This window comes from Synechococcus sp. A10-1-5-1, from assembly GCF_023115425.1.
Classification (GTDB): Bacteria; Cyanobacteriota; Cyanobacteriia; order PCC-6307; family Cyanobiaceae; genus Vulcanococcus.
Genome location: NZ_CP096032.1, coordinates 72,233 through 87,878 on the forward strand (window position 1 = coordinate 72,233; position 15,646 = coordinate 87,878).

The window sequence follows — 15,646 nt, forward strand, 5'->3', positions numbered from 1 at the left end:
CGGGGACAGAACCCTGTTGTCACCAAGCGGTCACTGATTGAGGCCTACTGCCTTGCTGTGGTTGGAACCGAACGGGTGGGGGGGATTTTTTCCAGCACCAGCAAGGCTTCGATGATTTGCTTGGCCACGGGGACTGCCACGGTTGAGCCATAGGCGTTCTCGCCTTTGGGTTCATCGATGACGACCAACACGACGTAGCGCGGTTTGTTGATCGGCAGATGGGCGATGAAGCTCGTGATCTTGGCGCCTGCGACGTAGACCCCATTGCGAGCTTTTTGCGCTGTGCCTGTTTTTCCGCCAATGCGGTGGCCAGGGATTTGAACGCCACGGCCACTGCCTTTCTCCACCACGGTCTCCATCCAATTCAGGACGGTCTGCGCGATCGCCGGTCGGATGAGTTGGACGCCAGAGGCTGGTGGGGCGCTAGCGAGGTCATCACCGGAGCGGAGTCCCCGGGTGATGTGGGGACTGACGAGTCGGCCGCCGTTGGCCAACATCGCGTGCAGCTGAATCAGTTTCAGCGGTGTGAGGTTGAATCCCTGCCCGAAGGCTGCCGTGGCCGGTTCGATCGGTTGGGTCTTGAAGGTCTCGAGGGATTTCAGCTGGCCCGCAACGGCGCCCGGCAGGTCGGTATCGGGGGTGTTGTCGATCCCGAGGGTCTGGAGCCAATGCCAGAACCGTGAGGGCTGAACGCGCCGCATGGCCTGGACCATGCCGACGTTGCTTGAGACCTGCAGCACCGTGGGGAAGTCGATCACCCCATTGCCTTTGCGGTCGTGATTAAAGATCGGCCAGCCGCCAATGGTGAGTTGGCCCGAATCATTGACCTTGCCGGAGGGATCAATGGCGTTTTCCTGCAAGGCGATCGCCAGGTTGATCGGTTTAAAGGTTGAGCCAGGCTCATAGAGGTCTTGCACCGACCACTCGCGGAATAACCCAGGTTTGAATTTCCAGAACTGATTGGGGTTGTAGGTCGGCGTGGAGGCCAGGGTCAGCAGTTCACCATTGCTGACATCCATCACCAGGGCCGCCCCCCGTGTGGCCTTCCACTTCTTGACCTGTTTAGCCAACGCCATCTGGGCGACTTGTTGCAGGCGGGCATCAAGGGTGAGCTGCAACTTGAGGTCATCGCCGTAGAGCACTCCTGGCTTCAGGCCGTCGGGGAGTGGCGTCCCATCGGCTCCGCGCCGGAGGCTTCGTGAGGCTTCTTGGCGACGCAGGTCGCGATCACGGCTCTGTTCGAGTCCGGCTTGCGGGATGCGCTCGAGGTTGAGAAAGCCGACGACATTGGCGAACAGTCCGGCTTGCGGGTAGACGCGTTGGGGATAAGCCTCCAGGTCGACACCGCTGATGCCGAGTTCCCGCACCCGCTGGGCGGTTTCAGGATCCAGCTCGCTGGCGAGCTTGACCCCGGATTTGCGGCCATCCATGGCCTTGAGTAACTCGCCCATCGGCTTGGCGAGCACGGGGGAGAGCTTGCGTGCCACATCCAGGGGACTGCGCAGTCGTCCGATGTCATCTCCAGGGAAGGAGAAGTAGCGGGGGTGGGCCCAGAGGGTGAAGCGCTCTTCGTCCAGGGCCACCAGGCGTCCCTGTCGATCAACGATGGTCCTGCGCCTGCCCAAGGGCGTGATCGTCTGGGTCTGGATCGCCCGGGCGCGATTCAGGAGCTCGTTGCCCTGAATGACTTGAACCCAGGCCAGCCGGAGGGCGAGGCCACTGAGACCCGCTGCTAACAGTCCGTAGACCACCCAGAGCCGACGCGACGGCACGGGCTGAAAGTCCACGACGTGGTTCCGTCTGCGTCGCCGATCGTCCCGTGGTGCAGGGGTGCGGCGGCCTTGCAGCCCCAGTGATCCCATCAGTACCCGGGCAGAATTTGGCCCGGGTTGACCTGGGCCAGCAAGGCCTCAAAGCTCGGGCCCGAGGAGCTGGCCGGTGGAGCGACGTACACCAGCTTTTCGCTGCTGGTGGGTTCCAGGAGGCTTGGTTTACGCGTCATGGAGAGGTGGTGCTGCTCGAGCATCGCAGCCGAGTCCTGCAGGCGGTGCTCCAACCGCTGGGTGGCTTCTAGAGACTGAAAACTGCTCGTCCAGCGGCCTTGCCAGTGAAGGGTCAAGGCGCTCAGGCCGACCACCGCGACCCCCAAGCCGACCAGGCTTCCATCGGCGATGCGGTGCAGGTTCCCAAGCCATGGGGCTTGGCGATCGAGCTTGCGAGCCAGCAGTGAGCCTTGAATGAGCTCAAGCGATCGGCTGGAGCGGTTGCCCTGCGCTCTGTTGCTCTGTTGGAGCTGAACGGCAACCACAAACATCAACGCGTGCTGCGCAAGTCAACCATGCGAGAGCGCTTCCAGCAAGTGGGTTTTCACCAACCCAGCACAACAAGATTGAAGAACGTCAGGCTGTTCCAGAGGGCGTGCATCAGCACGCAGCTCCCGAGCCGTCCGCTGCGCCAGCGCAGCCAGCCCAAGCCGAGCCCTAAAACCATCAGTGGCGGGAATTCTCCGAGGCTGGAATGGGCCACCGCAAAGACCGCGGCGCTGGCCACAACACCCCAGCCCGATCCCCAGTAGCGGGCGGCAACGGGCAACAGCACGCCGCGAAAAATCGTCTCTTCAAACAGGGGGGCCATCACGATGGCGGTGACCCCAAAGCACGCCAGGGCTGGGACGTTGTGCCCATTGAGAACCAGCTCGAGCAGGGGATTACTGCCACCGGGGTCGCCAAAAATTTGTCCCTGCAGCCAGCCGACCAGGCTCACCAAGGGCAGCACCATCAAAAAGCCCTTGAGGGCTTGGCTCAAACAGAGCTGGGGCGGAGACCAACGAAATTGCAGCCAGCCCTCCTGGGGGGCTGGCCCCAGGGGCTTCAGCAGCATCTGCAGGATCAGAAGTGGCCCGGCCATCAAGGCGCCATAGAGGGCAACGACGCTGATGCCCTGTTTGAGCACTGCATTGATCGGTAAGTCCTGCAGCAGGCGGGTCAGCAGCGGTGCCACCAGCAGTGGTGTGATCAGCGAACCGACGACGACAAAGCCGCCGGCCACCAACAAGACGGTGTCAATCCCGGACAGGTTGGGGCCTTGCCAAGGTGGCGCCGCTGGGGCTTTTCCGCGCCAGCGGCGCCAGAGCTCGCGCAGCAGCAGGGCGATGCCTGCGATCAGCCCCAGTGCCGGAAGCAATGTGACAGCCAGCAGCTGAAGGCTGGCCCGGCGAGCCACCTGCCCCCCGTTGCAGGCTCCTTCCCCGAGCAGTGCCTCGCAGGTCCATTGACGCAGCAGGGTGGATCCCTTCAGCTGCGCGAGTAGTTCCTCTCGCTCCCGTCTGCTGTGCTGCTCCGGTTTGAGAAGGGCGGCTGCGATGGACCGGTGTTCCCCTGCTCCGGTATGGAGGCGATCCAACAGGGCCTTGGCCTGATTCCCGTCCCCTGTTCGCTGCAGCAGCAGCGCTTGCTCAAGCAAGAGGTCAGGGGATGGATTGCGTCCCTCCTCCTCGTTGCTGTTGATGGCGACCTTCAGGCTCTCTTTGAGCGATTGCAGTGGATCGCTGGAGCTCACCAGCGGACGGATCGGTTCGCTCAGGTTCCCCTGGGCAAGCACGGTCAGCTCCAGCTGGCGGCGACTGAGGTCATCGCCAACGGAGGGGCGCTCCAAGCTGCTGAGAAGACCGTTCAGCCAGAGCAACAGGCTGAGCGCCAGGCTGACGAGTGCCAGGGCTGATTTCCAGTTGGGGGTCTCCTGGCGGGTTGGACTGTTGGACTCGTGTTCCGCGCTCACCCCACTGCCCCGTGGATGTCAATGCGGGCATTCTGTCGGCCCGAGTAGGGCCCACAGATCACTCCAATACGATGCCTTTTCGTTAAGGAAGTGCCCGTGTCCCTCCGGATCCTGCTGGTTCGCCACGGCCTGAGCAGCTTCAACCTCGAGCACCGCATCCAGGGCCGAGATGACCTCTCAAGCCTGACCGAGGTGGGTGCCAAGCAGGCATTGGCGACTGGAGAGGCCCTGCGGGGTTTGACCATTGACGCGGCCTACAGCTCGCCGCTGCGGCGAGCCCACGACACCGCAACGGCACTGCTGGCCGCGCAGGGATCCAGCCTGGATCTGCAGCTGAGCGACGACCTGCTCGAGGTGGACCTGTCGCCTTGGAGCGGCCTGTTGAGCACGGAGGTTCAGGCCCAGTTCCCCCAGGATTACGCCACCTGGAAGCAGCAGCCAGAGCTGCTCCAGCTGCACCGCTCCGACGGGACGGCCTATGCGCCGATCCCTGAGTTGATGGCCCAGGCCCAGCGCTTCTTGGCCCATTTGCTGGCAGCCCACGATCCGGCTGCCGCCGACAGTCAGACCGTCCTGGTGGTGGGGCACAACGCGATCCTGCGGTGCCTGGTGCTCGCCTTGCTGGGCCTGGATGCCTCCGGTTTCCGTCGTCTCCGTTTAGAGAACGCCTCGCTGTCGGTCTTCAACGTCAGCCCGGCTCCCTCGGGTTCGCCCACCAAACCCTGGGCCGTTCAGATCGAATCTCTCAATGGCACCACTCACCTGCAGCCAGAGGTCTGTGCCAGCAGCTTGCCGAGCAAAGGTCAGGGTCCCCGCCTGCTCCTGGTGCGCCATGGAGAGACCAATTGGAATCGCCAAGGGCGTTTCCAGGGACAGATCGATATCCCCTTAAACGAGAACGGCTGGGCCCAGGCCGCCGCCGCGGGTGAGTTTTTGCGGAAGCTGAGCTTTGATCGGGCCTACACCAGCTCCATGTCCCGCCCTCGCCAGACGGCGGAGGGGATCCTGAAGCACCACCCAGGGGTCCCTCTCACCAGCGTCTCGGATCTGGTGGAGATTGGTCACGGCGAGTGGGAGGGCCGTCTGGAGGAGGAGATCTCCGCCACCTGGGCAGAGCTGCTGGCGGATTGGAAACGGGCACCTGAAACCGTGCAGATGCCCGATGGGGAAACCATCCAGGACGTCTGGGAGCGCTCCCTGAAGGGCTGGAACACCATTGCGGCGAGCCTGTCCAGTGATGAGACCGCCTTGGTGGTCGCCCACGATGCCGTGAACAAGACCATTCTTTGCGCCTTGCTCGGACTGACTCCAGCGGACATCTGGGCTGTCAAACAGGGCAACGGCGGAGTCACCGTGATCGACTACCCCAATGGAGCCGATCAAGCTCCGGTGGTGGTGTGTTTGAACCAGACGGCGCATCTTGGAGGAGTGATCGACCGCACCGCTGCCGGTGCCCTCTGATCGCCATTGCCCCCAGCGTTGACGATGCCGATGTCTCTCCCCCAAGCCCTGGTGCTGCGCCAGGTTCAGCTGTTGGAGGGACCGGGCCAGGCGCTGCGCCGCACCGACGTGCGGCTGGAGGAGGGTCGGATTGCTGCATGGGGTGAGGGTTGCCGGGATCACCCGTGCCCGGTGATCGATGCCTCCGGGCTGCTGTTAGCCCCTTCCCTGGTGGATCCCCATTCGTGTTTGGACGATCCCCTCCATGGGGTGGGTGAAACCCGGGCATCCCTCGAGCGTTCTGCCATCGCTGCGGGCTATGGCACCGTCGCCCTCTTGCCCGATGCGAGCCCTTGGCGCGACTCCCCCGAGCGGCTGCAGGCCCTGCGCGCCCCTCAGGGACAGGGATTGGAACTGTTGCTCTGGGGCAGTTTCAGCCTGTCGGGAGCCGGCCTTGAGCTGGCCCCCCATGGTGATCAATTGGCCAGCGGAGCTCTGGGCTTGGCCGATGGCGCTCAAACCCCTTCCCTGCCGTTGCTCGAGCGGGGACTCAGCCTGGCGGAAATGGATCAGGCTCCAGTTCTCCTGGCGCCTCGAGACAGGACCCTCGCCCAGGAGGGCTTCGTCAGGGAGGGGGTTGAGGCTCTGCGGGCGGGATGGCCCATGGATCCCACCACCAGCGAAAGTCTGCCCCTGCGCAACCTGTTGGCCTTGGCAGCGCGCTACCCCTCCTGTCGTCTGCAACTGATGAATCTGTCCACTGCTGAAGCGGTGGACCTCCTCGGCTCCGTGGCGGCGGAGCAGCGACCCGTCGCCACGGTTTGTTGGTGGCATCTCCTGGCGGATTCGGCCAACTTGGCCCCGATTGAGGAGGGCTGGCGGGTGGAGCCGCCACTGGGATCAGCCCAGGACCGTCAGCGGCTAAAGGAAGGATTGCGAGAGGGACTGCTGTCGGCGGTGGCGGTTCATCATCAAGCCCTCGATCCCGAGGAGCAGTTGCTGCCCGTGGATCAGCGCCGGCCTGGAGTGGCGGGCCATCGCTTCGTTCTCCCTGCTCTTTGGCAGGAGCTGGTGGAGGGTGATGGCTGGAGTGCGGAGCAGCTTTGGCAGGTTCTCTGTTTTGGCCCCGCCGACCTGCTTGGTCTGGAGCCTCCCAAGCTGCAATTGGGGACGGATCGCTGGTTGCTGTTTGATCCCCAGCACGTTTGGACGGCGCAGGAGGATTGCTATGCGCCATTGGCCGCCAACCAGCCCATGGCTAGAGCAACCCTCAAGGGGCAAGTGCTGGCGACGGGGCTCAACCCCCAGCTTTGGCGCTGGATCTCCTGAGCGGATCGCTGCTGGTCAGCGCACCGGAGGTCGACAGAGGCCAGAAGCGCCAGAAGGCCCGCCCAATAATTTCTTTCTCTGGGAGAAAAGCACCACCTGGCCAGAAGCGACCATCCCAACTGTTGGCGCGGTTGTCGCCCAGCACGAGGATATGGCCTGGGGGAACAACGGCGTTGAGGGTCCTGCACTGCCCCATTCCCAGCGCATTGACAGGGCAGTAGTTCGTCACGTACGGCTCCTTGAGCCAGCTGCCGTTGACGTTGACCTCTCCCCGGGGATTGATGACGACCCGATCACCGGAGACGGCCACCACGCGTTTGATGTAGGCGTCACAGGCCGGATCGGCGACCCCCGGGATGCTGTTGACAATCGGTAGGTGCGCGAGGACGCAGCCCAGGGGACCCACGCTTCGATCGGCGCTGAGGACTGGATCGAAGTGGTGGGGGGCATGGAAAACCACGATCTCTCCCCGTTTGGGCGCTCGGCTCCGTAGGGAGAGTTTCTCCACCAGCAGCCGATCCTGCAGCTGTAGTCCCGGGAGCATGGAGCCGGAGGGGATGTAGCGGGCCTCCAGGACGTAGTGGCGGACGCCCAGGGCTACGCCGAGGGTGATCAAGACCCCTCTCCAGAAGACCCAGGGACTTTCTTGGGGTGGTTGTTTCCCTCCAGGTTCCGGCTCGGAGCCCTCGGTTTTGCTGCTGGCAGCTTGTGTTGGATCGTGCGAGGACAAGGACGGGGCTGCCAGCTTGGGGTTCGGCTAGGGAAGATTAGGTCGGTCCCCTCGCTTACTCGATGGTTCGTCCGCGTTGGTTGTCCGTTCAGCGAACCGCCGCGGCGCGCAGCTGGTTGATCTGGGATCGGACCATTGCCCTATGGGCCACGGTCAATTTGGTCTGGGTGGTCTTTGACATCACCTATGTGCCCTTTCGCACCTTCTGGTTGCAACGGAATCTGACCCCGATTCCGCAGGTGCCCCTGGTGGTCCCTCTGAAGGTCTTGCCCAATATCACCCCCCTCTATGACCCGGTGAAGGGCATTGAGCCCCATCGGGAGACCCAGGCTTACCTGCAGCACTTCGAGCAACTGGATGCAGCCCTTGCTCGGTCTACTTCGTTGACCAGTTCGGCTCAGCTGCGTCGCCAACAGGTGGCGCTGACCGAGGCGATGATCAATGAGAATCCCTTCGCCGCCTCCGGCAACAGCGGCACCCTGGAGAAGATCAAGAACCGCCTGCGCCAGCGTGCTGGGTTGGACTCTGCGAAGCAGTCCGCGGAACGCCTGCTCTCCGATCGCTGGCTCCAACGGAACACCTGGGAGGAGGAACGCCGCTTCTGGCAGCAGCAGATCCTGCCGTTGGTGGCGACGAGCTACTGGCGCTCGATTGATGAGAACGGACGCCCGAGTGATCACTTCTGGCGCTATGACCTGCTCCTATTCCAGAGCGTCTTCGCCTTTGACATCCTGCTGAGGATGCTGCGTTTGCGGCGTCGCTTTCCCGGTTTGAGTTGGCGAGATGCGCTGCTGCGGCGCTGGATCGACCTTCCTCTGTTGCTCCCCTTTTGGCGCTGGATGCGGCTGGCTCCGGTGGTGGAGCGCTTGAGTCAGGCCGGGATGATCAATGTTGAGCCGCTTCGGGCTGTCATCAGCCGCGGTGTGGTCTCACTGTTGGCCTTGGAGCTCTTTGAGGTGCTGGCCCTGCAGCTGGTGGATGGCACCCAATCGCTGATTCGCTCGCCCCAGTGGCCTCGCATGATTCGAAGCCTGCGCAGCCATCAGAGTGTGAGTGCCCTCCCGCCACAGCTCGAGCAGCCGCTGTTGGGCTTGCTGCAGCTGTGGGGCCCGATGGTCCTCGGTCAGGTCACCCCGCGGTTGACCCCGGAACTCCAATCCCTGCTCAGCCATGCACTGGAGCAAAGTCTGCGGGAGGTTCCTGGGGGTGCGGTGGTTCCTTCGGCCCTGGCGCGGCAACTCACCGCCAGCATGGTGGAGACGGTGGTTGAGCTGTCCAGGACAACGGCGGACCGTTTGGCACAGAACGATGACCGGCAAGCGGAACTGCTCCAGCGCTTTGGCGATCGCTTCTGGGAAGAGCTGGCAGCGGCCCTGGAGCGCGGGGACACCCTGGAGCGAAGCCAGGAGCTGCTCTGCGGCCTACTGCAGCAGGTGAAGCTGAACTACCTGGCTCAGGTCAACCGTGCCGGAATCGGTGCCTTGATGGAGGAGCTCGACGAGTTGACGGCGCCTGTACCCATTACCCCAGAGCCGCCTGCCACTCCTCAGGCTTGAAGCCCACCAGGGCCGAGCCTGACTCCGTCATCGCAAAGGGACGCTTGATGAGTTTTCCATCAGCGGCCAGAGCTGCCAGGGCCTCCTCGTCGCTCAGAGCAGCTACAGCCGCAGCACCAAGGGTGCGGTAGCTCTGCCCACTTGTGTTGAACAGGCGCTTTCGACCAACGCTGTTGCAGGCCAGCTGAAGATCCTCGAGGCTGGGAGGCTCCAAGGTGATGTCGACTAGATCGAGGTTGCCCTTCGCAACAGAAAAGCCCTGCTGGTCAAGCCAGTTCAGGGCTTTGCGGCAGGTACCGCATTTGGAATAACTGAAGAGCCGTAGACGGCCAGTGCTCACTTGCCCAGCAGGCTCTTGATGGCGCCCACGAGGCTGTTGGAGCCGCTGCCGGTGCCACCTTGGGGACGGGTTCTCACCGTCACATCACCATTGACGGTGGTGCGGCAGCTCAGGCGGTAGTTGGCGGGACGGTCAGCCAGGTAAACCTGCTCGACGTCGCTGCGGGGTGACAGGTTTTGCATCCCTTCAACCACCTCAACAACGCAGGTGCCGCACTGACCGACGCCACCGCAGTTATTGAGATTATTCAGACCGCCGTAGGGGTTCACCCCTGCGTCGACGGCCGCCTTGCGAAGGTTGGCTCCCTCGATGCATCCGACCTGCTGGCCTTCCTGTTCAAAACGGATGGTGGGCACGGTCGGGCGGGGATCTTCGGCGCCGACAAACTTAACCGGCCGGCGACGAACCTTGACGTTGTTTGGTTCGGCTGACACCAAATGCAGCCTCCTGCCGGGCTCCATCAGGCTGCCTAGCATTGGCCTTTCTCCGGCCCAAACGGTGCATCCATCGGGTTACGACCGTCTTCAAAGCCAAGTCATCCCCGGCTATGGAAGTCTGGCCCGCTTGGCGGTGGCCCTGCTCAGCAGCTCTCCAGCAGCCCAGGTTTCGGGTTCGTCGATTCTGGTAGCGGGCTGCGGCACCGGTGCTGAGTTGCTCGAAGCCATCGCGCAGCGTCCGGATTGGAACCTGACTGCGCTCGACCCCAGCGAGGAGATGTTGACTGCCTCCCGGCAACGGCTGGGTGAAGCTCCATCGATTAGCTGGCATCAAGCCACCGTTGAGGGATTTGTCGCAGGCGGTGAGGCTGCAGGCGGCTATGCCGGCGCCCTCTCAGTCCTGGTGCTGCAATCGCTCCCCGATGACGGCAGCAAGCTCGCCTACCTCAGCGCCCTGGCCAAGTGCCTCCAGCCAGGGGCCCAGTTGGTCTTGGTGGATTTGATGCGCAGTTCCCTCACCTCTTTGGAGCCCCAGCTGGATGCCGCGTGGGATCGTTTCCAGCGGGCCAGTGGACTGGACGTGACCCGAGAGCTCTTGCCCTCTGAGGGCCTGCATCCCATCGGTCTGGCGCGTCTAACCAGCTTGGTTAATGCGGCCGGCTTTGGTGATCCGGCGCGGGTCTTTCAAGCCCTCGGTTTTGAAGGGTTTTTGCTGCAGCGACAGGGCTAAAGCTGTTTTGCGGCGGCGCTGCAACGCTCGATCAGCGTGGGAACGGCGTCCGCATCGAGCCAGCCAAGGATGTCGACGACTCGCCCCTCCATGCTCTTGTAGGTCCGGAAGAACTCAGCCACCTCTTCCAGTTGCACCGGAGCCAATTGGCGGATGCTGTTGATCGCGCGTTGATTGGGATCAGCGGCAGGAACACAGAGGAGTTTTCCGTCGTGGGCTCCCTCATCGAGCATGTCGAGAATGCCGATGGGGCGAGCTTGAATGAGGCAGCCCGCAAAGGTGGGTTCATGCATGATCACCATCGCGTCCAGTGGAGCACCGTCCTCGGCGAGGGTGTTGGGAATGAACCCGTAATCGAAGGGATACCGCACCGAAGAGTGAAGGACCCGATCCAGGGCCATGACTCCAGCGGCTTCGTTGAACTCGTATTTATTGCGGCTTCCAGCTGGTATCTCCACCACCAGGTTCACTAGCCCTGGCTGCGGGGAAGCCTGCAGAGTGCGCAAGTCCATGGCTGGGTTGCTCGATCACGCCGGAAGGGGGGGCCGCGATCCGGGGTGGATTGGGTCGACTGCCGAGCACACTGGCGATGGGAATCACCACAGTGCAAATGGCGACCACAAAGCCCAGGAGAGGAGCGGCAGTGTCATAGATCGGGCTTGAACTGAAAGGTTCTTCGCTCGATTCACTCGCCAGGGGTGTGGATCTGCTGCTTGCGGCTTGCGGAGGCACTGAGGCCTGATCCGCTGGGGTGCTCGCAAGAGCGGATCCGCTGGTTCGGGGAGGGGGGTCTGAGTCCATTCAGGGGGTTAATGAAAACCCTCGAAAGAGATGAGTAACTGCATCCTGACATCCAGTGATGAGACTGTCAGGTGGGCGAGCTAACGATGGCCTAGGCCGCAGGGCGTTCCTGCTCGTGTTGATCGCGCCGGCTGTCGAGTGTGGTGGGGCTGAGGGCCGTGGCATCCAGCAGCTCACGGATCGTGCGCAGCTCATCAAGGATTGATCCCAACAGCTGCTGGGTGGCAGTCGATGGGGAGTTCAGCACCTCAACGGTGACTTCCTTGATCCGGAGGACGTCCCTGGCGAACCGAGCCACTTCATTGGGGTGGAACATCAACGGTTCCTTCTGGTCGCTTCGGTATTCGGGGTTGAGCTTCCGTGGATTGAAGGCCGGGTTCAGGTTGCGCGGGTCGGTGTTGGTGTAGCGATAGACCGATGCCCGCGAGCGGTTTAACGAGCGTTGGACCTCATCGATGGTGATCAGGTTTTCCGATTGCTCTGATGAATTGGCTGCTCCTTCTGCGCTGCTCTCGATGGCCGCTGCTGCACTCGCGACCACTTGACCCATTCCTGCAGAAAACGAATGGGGGGTCATGAGACGTGCTTGCGACAAATTGGATTCGGTTGGAAATTAGCAGGCTTTCCTCTCTGCAACTGAAATTTTTTCTTGATTCCAGCTCCGCTTGTGGCGCTTTTTCAAGCGGGTGCGACGGATGCTCTCACGGGCCACTGGTCGGTGAACCCGAGCTCGCTTGAGCAGGTGATAGCTTCCGGCCTCTTTCTTGGTCAGAATCCCATGCGCGTCTCCCGCCTGATGCTGGTGACGCTGCGGGACGATCCCGCTGAGGCCGAGATCGCCTCCCACAAATTGCTGCTCCGGGCCGGGTACATCCGCCGAATCGGCAGCGGGATCTACGCCTATTTGCCGCTGCTCTGGCGTGTTCTTCAGAAGATCTCCGCTGTCGTGCGCGAGGAACTGAATGCGGCCGGGGCCCTCGAGACGCTTTTGCCCCAGCTGCAGCCGGCTGAGCTTTGGCAGCGGAGTGGTCGCTGGGCCGGCTACACCGACGGCGAGGGAATCATGTTCCACCTCGAGGATCGCCAGGGGCGTGAACTTGGCCTCGGTCCCACCCACGAGGAGGTGATCACCGCTCTCGCCTCAGACCTGCTGCGCTCCTACAGGCAGCTACCGGTCAACCTGTATCAGGTTCAGACCAAGTTTCGCGATGAGATCCGTCCCCGCTTCGGTCTGATGCGGGGGCGCGAATTCATCATGAAAGACGCCTATTCCTTCCACGCCAACGAGGACTGCCTGAAGCAGACCTATGGCCAGATGGACCAGGCCTACCGCAGGATTTTTCAGCGTTGTGGCTTGAGGGCCGTGGCGGTGGAGGCCGACAGCGGTGCCATTGGGGGCTCTGCCAGTCAGGAATTCATGGTGACGGCTGAATCTGGCGAGGATCTGATCCTGGCCGCTGGAGATGGTCGCTACGCCGCGAACCAGGAGCGGGCTGTCTCTCTGGCGCCCCAGGCTCAGCCGTTGGAGGCAGCCCCGACAGCTGAACGAATCCCGACCCCTGGTCAGACCAGCATCGACGCCCTTTGTGAGGCCCACGGTTGGCACCCCACGCAGTTGCTGAAGGTGCTGCTTTTGCTGGCTCGTTTTGAGAATGGGTTGCAGCAGCCGGTCTTGGTCTCCCTCCGGGGTGACCAGCAGCTCAATGAGGTCAAGCTGAGCAACGCCCTGAGCCTTCGTCTGGCGGCCGAACACGGCACCTTGCTGGACTTGCAGCCGCTTCTGCCCGATGAGGCCGCCAAGCAGGGGCTTCAGGCAATCCCCTTCGGCTTCCTCGGCCCGGACCTCAGCGATGCGGTGCTCTTGGGTGCGAAGTCTTGGGCCCCACGTTTTGAGCGATTTGCCGATGGCACGGCCACCGACTTGAAGGCTTTTATTTGCGGCGCAAACCAGCGTGACGAGCACTGCGTCGGAGCCCGTTGGGAGGCCTTCGGTGGGGCGCCCATCTCAGACGATCTGCGGGCAGCACAGCCCGGTGATCGCTGTGTCCATGACCCCAGCCAAATCCTTGAAGCCAGCAGAGGGATCGAAGTGGGCCATATCTTCCAGCTCGGAAGGAAGTACTCCACCGCTCTGGAGGCCACCTTCACCAATGAATCCGGGGTGGAGGAGCCCCTTTGGATGGGTTGCTACGGCATTGGTGTGTCTCGGTTGGCCCAAGCTGCTGTGGAGCAGCACCATGACGCCAATGGCATTTGCTGGCCGACAGCGATTGCTCCTTATGAGGTGATCGTGGTGATTGCCAATGTCAAAGAGGAGGCGCAGGTTGAGCTGGCAGAACGCCTCTACAACCAGCTTCGTTTGGCCGGTGTGGATGTTCTCCTCGATGACCGCCCTGAGCGGGCTGGCGTCAAATTCAAGGATTCAGAACTGCTGGGGATCCCCTGGCGTGTGGTGGTTGGCCGGGGTGCCGCCGATGGACAGGTGGAGTTGGTTCAGCGCTGCAGCGGTGAAAAACAGGACCTCTCCGCTGAAGCCCTCGAATCCACCCTGCTGCCTCAGCTCCAGCTCGAGCGCCGGGGGATTCTCTTGGCCGAGGCCCCCTAGGATCCCGCTCAAGTTGAACCCAAGACCGATGGCAGCTGGTTGGCGTCGAATCAAAGCAGCCCTGCTGGCTGTCTGCCTGGGCCTGACCCTGCTGGTCACGGCTTGTTCAAGCAGCGGTGGTCCCCTCACCGGCAACTACGCGGAGGACACCGTCACCGTGGCTGACCAACTCATGGCCACCATCTCGATCAGTGCCGATGACCCTGGCCGCAGCGAAGCCGAAACCTCAGCACGGGCCCTAATCAACGACTACATGGCGCGCTACCGCCCTCAGTCCAAGGTCAACGGTCTGGCCTCCTTCACCACCATGCAGACGGCTCTGAACTCCCTGGCAGGCCACTACGCCAATTACCCCAATCGCCCTGTTCCCGACGCTCTGAAGGATCGTCTCAACAAAGAACTCAAGAAAGCCGAGACAGGCGTGGTTCGCGGAGCGTGATTCTCAAGCGGCGTCTCTAGGACATCAAGCGGCTCTGATGGGTCGCTTTTTTTGTCAATGTAATTCTGTAATTGTTTTGACGGAGGGTCACCCCATCTGAGATCCTTGACCCTTGTGCTTAGAAGCGGCTGCGGGCCGCTGTGTCCTTGGCCAACGTTGTCGTCATCGGTGCTCAGTGGGGTGACGAGGGGAAGGGCAAGATCACCGATCTCCTGAGTCGCTCGGCCGATGTGGTCGTTCGCTATCAGGGCGGTGTGAATGCCGGTCACACCATTGTTGTGGACGACAAGGTGCTGAAACTGCACCTGATTCCCTCCGGCATTCTTTATCCCGGAACCGTCTGTCTGATCGGCTCCGGCACCGTTGTGGACCCCAAGGTCATGATCGGTGAGCTGGACATGCTCGCTGAGAACGGCATTCCGGTGGACGACTTGCGTCTCGCCGCGACGGCTCACGTGACCATGCCCTATCACCGCCTGTTGGATCAGGCGATGGAGCAGCGCCGCGGAGATCAGCGGATTGGAACCACTGGGCGCGGCATTGGACCGACCTACGCGGACAAGTCCCAGCGCAACGGCATCCGAGTCATCGACATCCTGGATGAATCCCGCCTGCGTGAGCGCCTGGCTGGCCCCCTGGCTGAGAAGAACGAGATCCTGGACAAGATTTACGGCATCGAGCCCCTCGACTTCGATGCTGTCGTTGCGGAATATGTGGCCTATGGCCAGCGCCTGGCCCCCCATGTCGTGGACTGCACCCGCACCATCCACCAGGCAGCTAAGGCCAAGAAGAACATCCTTTTCGAAGGTGCCCAAGGCACCTTGTTGGACCTCGATCACGGCACGTACCCCTACGTCACCTCCTCGAACCCGGTCAGTGGTGGCGCATGCATCGGAGCAGGGGTTGGTCCAACCCTGATCGACCGCGTGATCGGTGTAGCCAAGGCCTACACCACCCGTGTTGGTGAAGGTCCCTTCCCCACAGAGTTAGAGGGAAGCCTCAATGACCACCTCTGCGATCGGGGTGGTGAATTCGGCACCACCACCGGCCGTCGTCGCCGTTGTGGTTGGTTTGACGGTGTGATCGGCCGCTACGCCGTAGAGGTCAACGGTCTGGATTGCTTGGCGATCACCAAGCTCGACGTGCTGGATGAACTCGACGAGATCCAGGTTTGTGTCGCCTACGAACTCGATGGTCAGCGGATCGAGCATTTCCCCGGCTCCGCTGAGGATTTTGCGCGCTGTCAGCCGATCTTCGAGACGCTGCCCGGCTGGCAAAGCTCCACCGCCGATTGCCGCCGTCTGGAGGATCTTCCCCCGACTGCAATGAGCTACTTGCGCTTCCTGGCTGAGCTGATGGAAGTCCCGATTGCGATCGTCTCCTTGGGCGCTGATCGTGATCAGACCATCGTGGTCGAAGATCCCATTCACGGTCCGAAGCGGGCCCTCCTGAGCCGCTAATC

15 protein-coding genes are annotated in these 15,646 nt (G+C 62.4%); 7 read left to right on the forward strand and 8 right to left on the reverse strand.

Annotated features, from left to right (window positions below; translation table 11 throughout):
* Positions 1 to 44: 44 nt before the first annotated feature.
* The 3 genes from MY494_RS00400 to MY494_RS00410 are packed head-to-tail and all read right to left on the reverse strand — an operon-like array spanning position 45 to position 3,777.
* Complete coding sequence (locus MY494_RS00400) at positions 45 to 1,862, reverse strand: penicillin-binding protein 2 (protein ID WP_247910773.1); 1,818 nt, start codon at positions 1,860 to 1,862, stop codon at positions 45 to 47.
* Positions 1,862 to 2,314, reverse strand: coding sequence for a hypothetical protein (locus MY494_RS00405; protein ID WP_247910774.1), 453 nt, complete (start codon positions 2,312 to 2,314; stop codon positions 1,862 to 1,864). Before MY494_RS00405 ends, MY494_RS00400 begins: the two co-directional genes overlap by 1 nt.
* 53 nt (positions 2,315 to 2,367) lie before the next feature.
* Complete coding sequence (locus tag MY494_RS00410; RefSeq protein ID WP_247910775.1) at positions 2,368 to 3,777, reverse strand: CPBP family intramembrane glutamic endopeptidase; 1,410 nt, start codon at positions 3,775 to 3,777, stop codon at positions 2,368 to 2,370.
* A gap of 96 nt (positions 3,778 to 3,873) precedes the next feature.
* Here MY494_RS00410 and MY494_RS00415 point away from each other — a divergent pair, with 96 nt between their 5' ends.
* On the forward strand, positions 3,874 to 5,238 hold the full coding sequence (locus MY494_RS00415; protein ID WP_247910776.1) for a histidine phosphatase family protein: 1,365 nt from the start codon (positions 3,874 to 3,876) through the stop codon (positions 5,236 to 5,238).
* A 30-nt stretch (positions 5,239 to 5,268) separates the two neighbouring features.
* The gene (locus MY494_RS00420) at positions 5,269 to 6,546 is read left to right on the forward strand and encodes a dihydroorotase (protein WP_247910777.1); all 1,278 of its coding nucleotides are present in this window, start codon (positions 5,269 to 5,271) and stop codon (positions 6,544 to 6,546) included.
* Here the strand turns inward: MY494_RS00420 and lepB are convergent.
* Entirely contained in the window at positions 6,515 to 7,276 is a 762-nt protein-coding gene (gene lepB / locus MY494_RS00425) for a signal peptidase I (protein ID WP_371820629.1), read from the reverse strand. The genes MY494_RS00420 and lepB overlap by 32 nt on opposite strands.
* Before the next feature lie 62 nt (positions 7,277 to 7,338).
* Between lepB and MY494_RS00430 the strand changes: the two genes are divergently transcribed.
* Positions 7,339 to 8,832, forward strand: a complete 1,494-nt coding sequence (locus MY494_RS00430) for a hypothetical protein (protein ID WP_247910779.1) — start codon at positions 7,339 to 7,341, stop codon at positions 8,830 to 8,832.
* Here MY494_RS00430 and MY494_RS00435 read toward each other — a convergent pair.
* Entirely contained in the window at positions 8,798 to 9,172 is a 375-nt protein-coding gene (locus MY494_RS00435) for a Spx/MgsR family RNA polymerase-binding regulatory protein (RefSeq protein WP_247910780.1), read from the reverse strand. The two genes, MY494_RS00430 and MY494_RS00435, sit on opposite strands and share 35 nt — an antisense overlap.
* Positions 9,169 to 9,528 (reverse strand): 2Fe-2S iron-sulfur cluster-binding protein, encoded by a 360-nt coding sequence (locus MY494_RS00440; RefSeq protein WP_247912077.1) that lies wholly within the window; start codon positions 9,526 to 9,528, stop codon positions 9,169 to 9,171. Before MY494_RS00440 ends, MY494_RS00435 begins: the two co-directional genes overlap by 4 nt.
* A 142-nt stretch (positions 9,529 to 9,670) precedes the next feature.
* Between MY494_RS00440 and MY494_RS00445 the strand changes: the two genes are divergently transcribed.
* Positions 9,671 to 10,339 (forward strand): class I SAM-dependent methyltransferase, encoded by a 669-nt coding sequence (locus tag MY494_RS00445; RefSeq protein WP_247910781.1) that lies wholly within the window; start codon positions 9,671 to 9,673, stop codon positions 10,337 to 10,339.
* Here MY494_RS00445 and MY494_RS00450 read toward each other — a convergent pair.
* Together MY494_RS00450 and MY494_RS00455 are read right to left on the reverse strand one after the other, a co-directional pair.
* Entirely contained in the window at positions 10,336 to 10,851 is a 516-nt protein-coding gene (locus tag MY494_RS00450; protein WP_247910782.1) for an inorganic diphosphatase, read from the reverse strand. The genes MY494_RS00445 and MY494_RS00450 overlap by 4 nt on opposite strands.
* A gap of 380 nt (positions 10,852 to 11,231) precedes the next feature.
* A complete protein-coding gene (locus MY494_RS00455; protein WP_247910783.1) occupies positions 11,232 to 11,690 on the reverse strand; it encodes a hypothetical protein in 459 nt (152 codons plus the stop codon).
* Positions 11,691 to 11,918: 228 nt separating this feature from the next.
* On the opposite strand from MY494_RS00455, the gene MY494_RS00460 reads away from it, so the two are divergent.
* From MY494_RS00460 to MY494_RS00470, 3 genes are all read left to right on the forward strand, one after another.
* On the forward strand, positions 11,919 to 13,745 hold the full coding sequence (locus MY494_RS00460) for a proline--tRNA ligase (RefSeq protein WP_247910784.1): 1,827 nt from the start codon (positions 11,919 to 11,921) through the stop codon (positions 13,743 to 13,745).
* A 28-nt stretch (positions 13,746 to 13,773) separates the two neighbouring features.
* Positions 13,774 to 14,184, forward strand: a complete 411-nt coding sequence (gene psb27 / locus MY494_RS00465; protein WP_247910785.1) for a photosystem II protein Psb27 — start codon at positions 13,774 to 13,776, stop codon at positions 14,182 to 14,184.
* 140 nt (positions 14,185 to 14,324) lie between these two features.
* Positions 14,325 to 15,644: an adenylosuccinate synthase gene (locus MY494_RS00470; protein ID WP_247910786.1), complete on the forward strand. Its 1,320-nt coding sequence runs from the start codon at positions 14,325 to 14,327 to the stop codon at positions 15,642 to 15,644.
* The last annotated feature ends 2 nt before the right edge of the window (positions 15,645 to 15,646 follow it).